Origin of the sequence: Oceaniferula marina, assembly GCF_013391475.1 — a bacterium.
GTDB classification, from domain to species: domain Bacteria; phylum Verrucomicrobiota; class Verrucomicrobiia; order Verrucomicrobiales; family Akkermansiaceae; genus Oceaniferula; species Oceaniferula marina.
The window spans coordinates 1-9,573 of record NZ_JACBAZ010000025.1 but is presented as its reverse complement, the minus strand read 5'-3'; the positions used below and the strand labels follow the sequence as shown (position 1 = coordinate 9,573).

Below are 9,573 nucleotides of genomic sequence, written 5' to 3'. Positions count from 1 at the left end.
AACGTAAAGTTCACCGGCGTAGAGTGACGGTATCCTTCACTGTGTTGTTAATGGTTAAAGCCAACTTAAAATTTTTGGCTGCGCAGCTACTCTACGTCGGGTGCAACGTCTTGTTAGCTTTATTTTTATTGTAGCGCAGAGAAGACAAAAGACCGACCAATAAAACAATAATACCAGAATGAAGCCCTATCCTGTATAGAGGAATAGCCGAAATCGACCAATCCAATCTTGCTAAATCAGGAGAAAGGTATCGGCTAGCTAGACCCATATTGTGCGCCATATACATGGTCGTAATGACAAGTAAAATGCAGCCAACGCATGAAAATAAAGCGAAACGCTTTCCATATTTGATCTCTCTAGAAAATCGAGCACTGAGAAGGGTTGAAAAGCCAATCATCAATCCAAGAAACCCAATCATCAACGACATCATTATATGATGCCCAAACGCCTTGGTTGGGTTATGTATAAGCACTCGCGCCTCGATTCCTGATGTAACATAAGCTAGAACACTCTCATATAGGAACCAACCCAATACGGAGATAACGGCAGAGAAAATAATTGTAGATATTATAGTATTACGGAGGTTCATTTTTTAGCTAACGTAAAGCTCACCCGCCACGATGAAATGGTAGATGAACGAATTAATAGATTTCCTTTTGAGGAACAGAAACAAAACCTGGCACGGCGGCTACTAGTGGTCGAGTGCAGCGACTTGTTATGCAATTTGGTTTCCTCCGTCTTTCTTGATGCTTTTACGAATGACTCGGAATACAGATTTCAGCGAATCTCGATCAAGCATTCATTCCGCCTTGCGAGAATAACCGTTGAATCCACTGAGTGAACAAACTTATGGTTCCATCCTTCGAGCCTATTCGGAATAGTCAACCATTTGAATGATCTGCCTATTTTTTCGCATAACGTAAAGTTCACCCGCGGAGAGTGAGGGTAAACGATACTTTGTTTTTAATGGTTTAAACCAGCTTAAAACCTGGCTGCGCAGCTACTCTCCGTCGGGTGCAACGACTTGTTCGGCTTATTTTGTGAATAACGGAATCGCGTGATTATGTAAAAACAGCTCGAAGAAATCATTCGCTGATTTTGAAACTCACGCAAAGAGAACCATTCAAAACCTTAAATCGTAACGATACTAATCGAAAAGCAGTTTTTAATTTCGTGAAACGTCACTGACCTAAAACAGATTCGAATAAGGCAAAAATGAACTCGCTTCAAATGGTCAATAAATATCAAATGGAAAAGCCTTGCTCGAAAAACGTGAACCGCCTGAAATCCTAAAGCCTAAAATAATAATTTGCCGAACGTAAAGTTCACCGGCAGCGATGTACCAGATGAACAAAGATTAAAGTTTCAATTCTGATTAATGGCCGAAAAATCTGGCTCGGTAGCTACTAGCTGTCGGGTGCAACGACTTGTTGGGCTTGTTGTTTTTAAGCCTCCCATGGGAATCTACGACGAGGTTGGGCTATCTCAAATGGTATACCATTCCTCCTTCGCAAATACCATGTGGCGAAATTAATGAACGGAATTTGGTATAAGCGCTTTAGCCTCATTGATGATTTATCAGTATCCCAAATGCCGTATGTGACTCTCAAAGCTATAATCAGCGATCCTAGAATTATAATCATAGCTGCTATTACCGCCAAACTGTCGACAACCCCTTGAATCTCCATCTTATGTGTATCTGACAACTTCAGTTTGATCATAAGATACACAGATCCGATATAGCTCGAAATAACGGCCATATCGCAGCAATATGTGATCCAGCGCTTCATTTTTTTGCCCAACGTAAAGCACACCGGCAGCGATGTACCAGTTGCGCAAGATTTAATGTTTCAATGCTGGTGAACAGTAGCCAAACCCTGGCTAGTCAGCTGCTAGCTGTCGGGTGCTGCGACTTGTTATGCTAGTTGTTTTCTTGGCAGGATTTGTCGCTGTCGAGAGCGATTCGATAATCATCGGCTTCGTTTGGTCTAAATCATACCTTACGTCGAAATATACAATAAGAAAGCCAACCGCATACGCTACCAAAATAACCACACATAATTGTAAATAATCCTATCACTAACGAAGGGATATAGAGCGGCAATGAACTAAGGTGATCACGCCAGAAAGCAGGCTGAGGACCATAATCTCGCATTGCACGAATATTATATGTCGCATCCACGGCTAGAAAGTGGCTAATACTGAAGACTTTCCATCCAGTAAGCCCACACCAAACAGCCAACAAACAACAAGCAACTGAAACCAAAAGATATGCTACTCCCTTCATTAAAGCTACGTGATTTTTTGCATAACGTAAAGCTCACCCGCCACGATGAAATGGTTGATGAACAAATTAATAGATTTCCTTTTGAGGAACAGAAACAAAACCTGGCACGGCGGCTACTAGTGGTCGGGTGCAGCGACTTGTTATGCAATTAGTTTCCCCCGTCTTTCTGGTTACTTTCAAGAGCGATTAAGAANAGATTTTGCTGACCGATGATCAGAATAATCGCTTAGCCTTACAAGGAAAACCGATGAATCCACTGAGTGAACAAACTTATGGTTTCATCCTTCGAGCCGATTCGGAATAGTCAACCATTTGAATGATCTGCCTATTTTTTCGCATAACGTAAAGCACACCGGCAGCGATCAAGCGTCGATATGCGAATTAAAGATACAATGACGTAAAAAGGCTTGCCGTCGCAAACTCGACAGCTACTAGCTGTCGGGTGCTGCGACTTGTTCGACCAGATTTTCTCCGCGCTGCCAATCCATTCTAGTGGAATTAAACAGGACAACCTTAACTTAACATGCTTAAAATGAGCAGACTACAAACCTAAAACGGCCAATGCTTGAGACTTGAAANCACGCCATCTCGTCATCTGCTAGACGGCATGAAAACCGAAATTCTTGGATCAAACCATTATAAAATCACTAAACTTTACTACCAGTTCAGGGGAAAACCATCGTTAATCCAGGCACAAAAAAGCGCCACTGGAATAATGACGCTCAGAATACGATATGAAACAGCCTTGAGACGCCAGATCTAGCCTTAGATGGATCTAAAAGATTCAATTTTTTGTCGAACGTAAAGCACACCGGCCGTGATGAACCAGTTGCACAAGTTTATAAGTTTCAATCGTGTAGAACAGTCGAAAAACCTGGCCAGTCAGCTGCTAACGGTCGGGTGCTGCGACTTGTTCGGCTGATTTGTTTCTCTATCCGTGAAAGGCCTCCCAAGCTAATCCTTCAAGCTCGCCATCTTGGGCATCCGTAATTACTGATCCTTCTTCATCATGAATAGTATATCCCTGCTGCTCATCACCAATACTCGCTGCACCATCCAATCCGAGTAATATCGAATAATAGGTATCAGTTAAAATGGTATCGATTATGCCCTCAATAGCTTTTCGCTTATCTTGAGCCGATTCGAGAGCCTTAAAGCGTTCCGACACCTCTGTTGGCTCATCACTCAAATAGAGCGACAGAGATATATCCTTTTCAGCTTTGAAGTTTGCTACAAATTCTTCTGCGGTCATGTTTAATATTTTTTGCCGAACGTAAAGCACACCGGCAGCGATCAGGCGTCGATATGCGAATTATAGATACAATGACGTAAAAGGGTTTGCCGTCGCAAACTCGACAGCTACTAGCTGTCGGGTGCTGCGACTTGTTCTGCCGATTAGTTCCCCCCGCTTTTCTCGTTGCTTTCAAGTGCGACTCGAAGTCCATCTTTATTGCCCACAACTTATGGAACGTGACACCCGAATTCGTGTGCCTCGCGGGGAAAACCAATGATTCCACTGAGTGAACAAACTTATGGCTTCATCCTTCGAGCCGATTCGGAATAATCAACCTTTCTGGAAGTGCTAAGCTTTTTTTGCAGAACGTAAAGTTCACCGGCGGCGATGTAACCGCTGATGAAATGGTCAAAGTTTCAATTCTTAAGGACAGTAGCAAAACCTGGCCCGGTAGCTACTAGCCGTCGGGTGCAACGACTTGTTGGGCTTGTTGTTTTATTGAATACTTAAGATGCCGTTGACTCGTGCTTTAAGCTCTTCACTAAATTCACGTAGATCACTATCAGTAAGCATCTTGTGGCGATACATGATCAATATGAATTCAAGCATTCTTGATCTTGAATGGCCATCAAGGCATTCACGTAAAATACGGGCCTCTTTACGAACACGCTCTTCGAGAGTCCAAAAATTCTCAGTCGATGTCGATGAATCGTCATTAATGATACAACTCAACTCGCTATTACACTGATCAAGATAGCGATCTCTTAATTTAGGAGCCATTTTGCGGAATGACTTCCAGTCTGATTCTAGTGGTTTGCTAGTCATGATTTTTTTACCCAACGTAAAGCTCACCCGCCACGATGAAATGGTGGATGAACGAATTAATAGATTTCCTTTTGAGGAACAGAAACAAAACCTGACCAGTCAGCTACTAGTGGTCGGGTGCAGCGACTTGTTCTGCCGATTTGTTTTCCCAGCCTTTCGGGTTGCTTTCAAGTGCGACTCGGAATCAACCTTTCTTGCTATCAATTTATGAAACGTGACACCCGAATTCGTGTGCCTTGCGAGGATAACCAATGATTCCACTGAGTGAACAAACTTATGGTTTCATCCTTCGAGCCGATTCGGAATAATCAACATTTCTGGAAGTGCTGAGTTTTTTTGCAGAACGTAAAGCACACCGGCCGTGATGAAATGGTCGATGGGCGGATTAAAGTTTCAATGGTGTAGAACAGTGGCAAAACCTGGCTAGTCAGCTGCTAACGGTCGGGTGCTGCGACTTGTTCTGCCGATTTTTTTCCTCAGTTTGCACGAATGCTACAAACCTGATTTTTGCCTCCGCTGAAGTGTTAAGTAGTTTTATGATATGGTTGTTATCAATATTCTTAGGGGATGTAATAAGAAGAGTCACTTTAGGATTAAGCATATATGCCTTTTTAAAGACCACCAATAGTTGTTTCGTAGTAAATACTACTTCATCAATCGAGTATTTGCCGCTCGATGTGATTGAAACATTCAACTTTGGTCCCTTCTTATCATATTTAGTAACCATTGGCTCACTCTTATCACTAAAGACAATATCTTGAGCAATAGTCCAAGGAGTGAATAATACCGTGAGCGAGATGATTAGATGTAGTGTCAATTTGTGCATTTTTTTGCAGAACGTAAAGCACACCGGCAGCGATCAGGCGTCGGCATGCGAATTATAGATACAATGACGTAATAAGGTTTGCCGTCGCAAACTCGACAGCTACTAGCTGTCGGGTGCTGCGACTTGTTCGGTCAGTTATTTAGGATGAATCTTAATCAGATGATTACTCAAAGGTCTAGTTTTCACAGCTAAATTAGATGTAGTAAGAATCGCATTTGATGGGACGTCTATGGGAACATATCCATCGGCGCTCAATGTAACTCCCCCCTCGCCATCATGGGAAAGCCATGTCAGCCTACATGAGCCATTAGGCATAAATTCAACTAATTGAATAGGCGTGGTTCCATTGATTAAATCAGTGTGCACCTTTACACCAACTTTAACAGGTTCTCCGTTATTAGCATCTACAACTTTAAATGCCGCTATGTGTAAAACAGGCGCGACCTGCCCAGTTAATGAAGATTCAGTTTTCTCCTTGCATCCGACCGAAGCGAAGATCAAGGCAAACAGAGAATTAACTATGAAGTGATATTTCATTTTTTACCGAACGTAAAGCTCACCGGCCGCGATGAACCAGTGGCGTAAGTTTATAAGTTTCAATCGCGTAGAACAGCCGAAAAACCTGGCCACTTAGCTACTAGCGGTCGGGTGCAGCGACTTGTTAGACTTGATTTTTTGTAGTGTTAATCGGTTGAAAATGGATCATCCGGAACCTCTACGTCGGCAGGATCATAATTGATGGATTCATCCGGTTTTCTGTTGATGGCCTTCTGGAGGTCCTTTAGTGCGAAAGCAGTAGCTTTATCAAGATCTGTGACCTGTAGTTTTTGGATCGTTTTGGTTAGAGCTCTCTTAAGAGAGAGGTTCTCTTCAAGTGTGTTACTCCATGGAATACCATTATCATCTTTATTACTGATGCGGAGCCGTATATCAGCAGGATAACGAGCTGACCAAAATGGAATGAAGACAGTAAGCCGCTGCGAATTCGATAAATCAAACAGTACACCTGTGCTACCTCCATCGCCGTAGGAAATATAAGATTTATGTTCAATCTTGATTTCTCCTTTAGCTATCTTGTCTAAAGTTGAAATAGCCTTTTCAGTCATTGACGACTTCCCCTTCATGTAACTAGCAACTTGAGGGCGCTTCGCCTGAGAATTGGAGGCAATGTTCAGAGATATGGCCAGAATGACGATGAGACGTATGATCATAAATTTTTTGTCTAACGTAAAGCACACCGGCAGCGATCAGGCGTCGATATGCAAATTAAAGATACAATGTCATAAAAGGGTTACCTGTCGCAAACTCGACAGCTACTAGCTGTCGGGTGCTGCGACTTGTTCGACCATTTTTTAGAATATATCAAGCCCCTTCAAGATTAGAGCAATGGACATCGTCAACGGTAAAATAGTTAGAAACCAACGATTTGAAAGACTATATTGCTCGATTTTTGAGCCATCAGGTGAAATCAACGCAATGGCTTCACTGTTAATATCAGGTTTAATATTGCTGCCATATTTGGACGTAAATCTCTCCTCACTCCCCCGAAACGTGTAAGCAAGCACAGGGTAGTAGGAGAGTTTACCCTTCCTTGTGCGTTCCACCACATCAACGATTTGAGCTTCCAACTTCTTCCAGCATCGTCGGTTTAACCATGAAATCTCATGCCAAATCGTTATGATAACACAAATTATTCCAAATATTAGAGGAGGGTTCATATGGTGTATTTTTTTGTCGAACGTAAAGTTCACCGGCCGCGATGTAAACGTCGATGAAACGATTAAAGTTTCAATTCTAAGGAACAGCATCGAAACCTGGCTAGTCAGCTACTAGCGGTCGGGTGCAACGACTTGTTAGCCCGATTTTTTTATGGAGTATCGATCTCGCGTGCCAATTCTTCCGTGATCGAAACGTTCAAGCAAATCTTCAATCGTCGTCTCAACATCATTCAACGGAAGATCACTTACCCATAGAGCAGCAAAAACAATACCTTTAGATGAGTTCAAATAGTCATTTTTGATTCGTTCTTTCACGCTTTTTAGTTGGTTCTGGTGGAAGTCCCAATAATCAGCATTCCAGTCGGCTTGATCTGTCAAGGCATCGTGCAATGAATAGTCGATAATCTCTTCTGATGTTGCTAAATCTTTGATTATCGTTTGAAGGCTCATTTTTTGGCTAACGTAAAGCTCACCCGCCACGATGAAATGGTAGATGAACGAATTAATAGATTTCCTTTTGAGGAGCAGAAACAAAACCTGGCCGATCAGCTACTAGTGGTCGGGTGCAGCGACTTGTTATGCAATTTGCTTTCCTCCGTCTTTCCTGATGCTTTTACGAATGACTCGGAATACAGATTTCAGCGAATCTCGATCAAGTATTCATTCCGCCTTGCGAGAATAACCGTTGAATGCACTGAGTGAACAAACTTATGGTTTCATCCTTCGAGCCGATTCGGAATAATCAACCATTTGAATGATCTGCCTATTTTTTCGCATAACGTAAAGCACACCGGCGGCGATGTGCCAGTAGCGCTAAGATTTAAAGTTTCGATTCTGATGAACAGCGGCCAAACCCTGGCCAGTCAGCTACTAGCCGTCGGGTGCTGCGACTTGTTCGGTTTGTTGTTTTTTAGAAGGTATATGACGAATAAGAAAGTAGAATAAAACTAGCCAAATTGCGATGGATACGAAATTCCCCTCACCTATAGCAAAATGCACTATAATATTCAAAGTCACCAATCCTACTAAGGCAACAAATGCCCAACGCCTCATAGTCCACAACCCAAATACGCAAATAAACTGTATCAACACATACACAGCATTGTATGGAGGATACCATGATGCGATACTGCGGTCATATATGCTATTGTAGCTAGCTAGCGCTGCGCCTCCTCCAAGAATCAACAAAACACAGATAACCGTCACGAACACAGGCCTTCTAGGTCGATCGCTTGACAGGTTAGAAGAAGTTGCTGGTGGTGTATAGGGATTTGTAGAGTTCATTTTTTACCGAACGTAAAGCACACCGGCAGCGATCATGCGCCGATATGCGAATTATAGATACAATGTCGTAAAAAGGTTACCTGTCGCAAACTCGACAGCTACTAGCTGTCGGGTGCTGCGACTTGTTCGACCAGATTTTCTCCGCGCCGCCAATCCATTCTAGTGGATCACCCGAACTTAACGTGCTTACAATGAACATCCTACAAACCATAAACGGCGAATGCTTGGGGCTTAAGACGCTGCCGCCACTGGTCAATTCACTCAGAATGAATGAAAACCACGCAATCTCGTCATCTGCTAGACGGCATGAAAACCGAAATTCTTGGATCAAACCATTATAAAATCACTAAACTTTACTACCAGTTCAGGGGAAAACCTTCGTTAATCCAGGCACAAAAAAGCGCCACTGGAATAATGACGCTTAGAATACCACATGAAACAGCCTTGAGCCGCCAGATCTAGCCTTCGATGGATCTAAAAGGTTCAATTTTTTGTCGAACGTAAAGTTCACCCGCCGTGATGAAATGGTGGATAAACGGGTTAAAATTTCAATTCTTTAGAACCGTGACAAAACCTGACACGGCAGCTACTAACGGTCGGGTGCAACGACTTGTTGGGCCTATATTTTATACGATAGAAGTTCCTCCCAACGTGATATCGTCATATCAGTATACTTAGATTTATCTATGCTGTATGCGCCAACTGAGAATCCATCATTCATTTCAACAAGGGCAGTCTCCCCACTCGAAAGAACTCCGAAGTCGATGGCATAGCCTGCGTAGGATTCACTTGCCTGATCTAAATCTTTGATGGCCTGCTCGACGACTGTAATATCAATACTTTTACTGTCGTCTCCACGGTAGAAATCGACACCTAAAATCTGTGAGTTCGATACATATACTCGAAACTCGCTTACCCAAGAAACAATCTCAGAACAATAAACAGGCTCTTTCCTTGAAACACCCAAACACCTATACAGGTCGTTTGAGTCTTCACATACGAAGCCAGTGAAAACCTTTTTTCGACCAGCTGGTTTTATGAATACTGGCACTCCAGAGTTCAGGAAAGACTCTTTGACCGCACCAAGAGTAGTGGTCCAAACCTTTCTATGGAGCAGGTGCGATAAGCTTTTCGGGTAATCATTATTTGGCGGAATATCTATGCCAAGTTGCTTCAATGCCCCATACATACAATCCATATCACCAACCACGAGTGTCATAGAATCTAGCGGCAACTGTCTCCTATAGATTTTTTTGACAGTGAAGGTCTTATAAGGAATACCTCGAGCTTTCATCTCTTCTGCAACGAGAGCTGATTCATGGCGAAGTTTACCATTACCACTCTCTTCGATGTATGCCTGTGTAATCATTTGTTTTATTTGCCCAACGTAAAGTTCACC

At 42.7% G+C, this 9,573-nt stretch carries 7 protein-coding genes; all 7 read right to left on the bottom strand.

Annotated elements, in window-relative coordinates:
- Nucleotides 1-3,218: 3,218 nt before the first annotated feature.
- A complete protein-coding gene (locus HW115_RS19030) occupies nucleotides 3,219-3,539 on the bottom strand; it encodes a hypothetical protein (protein WP_178935117.1) in 321 nt (106 codons plus the stop codon).
- 477 nt (nucleotides 3,540-4,016) lie between these two features.
- Nucleotides 4,017-4,346 (bottom strand): multidrug transporter, encoded by a 330-nt coding sequence (locus tag HW115_RS19025; RefSeq protein ID WP_178935115.1) that lies wholly within the window; start codon nucleotides 4,344-4,346, stop codon nucleotides 4,017-4,019.
- A gap of 961 nt (nucleotides 4,347-5,307) precedes the next feature.
- Nucleotides 5,308-5,709: a hypothetical protein gene (locus HW115_RS19020; protein ID WP_178935113.1), complete on the bottom strand. Its 402-nt coding sequence runs from the start codon at nucleotides 5,707-5,709 to the stop codon at nucleotides 5,308-5,310.
- A 146-nt stretch (nucleotides 5,710-5,855) separates the two neighbouring features.
- The gene (locus HW115_RS19015) at nucleotides 5,856-6,383 is read right to left on the bottom strand and encodes a hypothetical protein (RefSeq protein ID WP_178935111.1); all 528 of its coding nucleotides are present in this window, start codon (nucleotides 6,381-6,383) and stop codon (nucleotides 5,856-5,858) included.
- A 141-nt stretch (nucleotides 6,384-6,524) separates the two neighbouring features.
- Nucleotides 6,525-6,890, bottom strand: coding sequence for a DUF3592 domain-containing protein (locus HW115_RS19010; RefSeq protein ID WP_178935109.1), 366 nt, complete (start codon nucleotides 6,888-6,890; stop codon nucleotides 6,525-6,527).
- Nucleotides 6,891-7,025: 135 nt separating this feature from the next.
- Nucleotides 7,026-7,370 carry a hypothetical protein gene (locus HW115_RS19005; RefSeq protein WP_178935107.1) on the bottom strand — a complete coding sequence of 115 codons (345 nt, stop codon included), beginning with the start codon at nucleotides 7,368-7,370 and terminating at the stop codon, nucleotides 7,026-7,028.
- Nucleotides 7,371-8,793: 1,423 nt separating this feature from the next.
- Nucleotides 8,794-9,573 (bottom strand): ATP-grasp domain-containing protein (locus HW115_RS19000; RefSeq protein WP_227021681.1); only part of this gene is annotated, 780 nt, incomplete at its 5' end.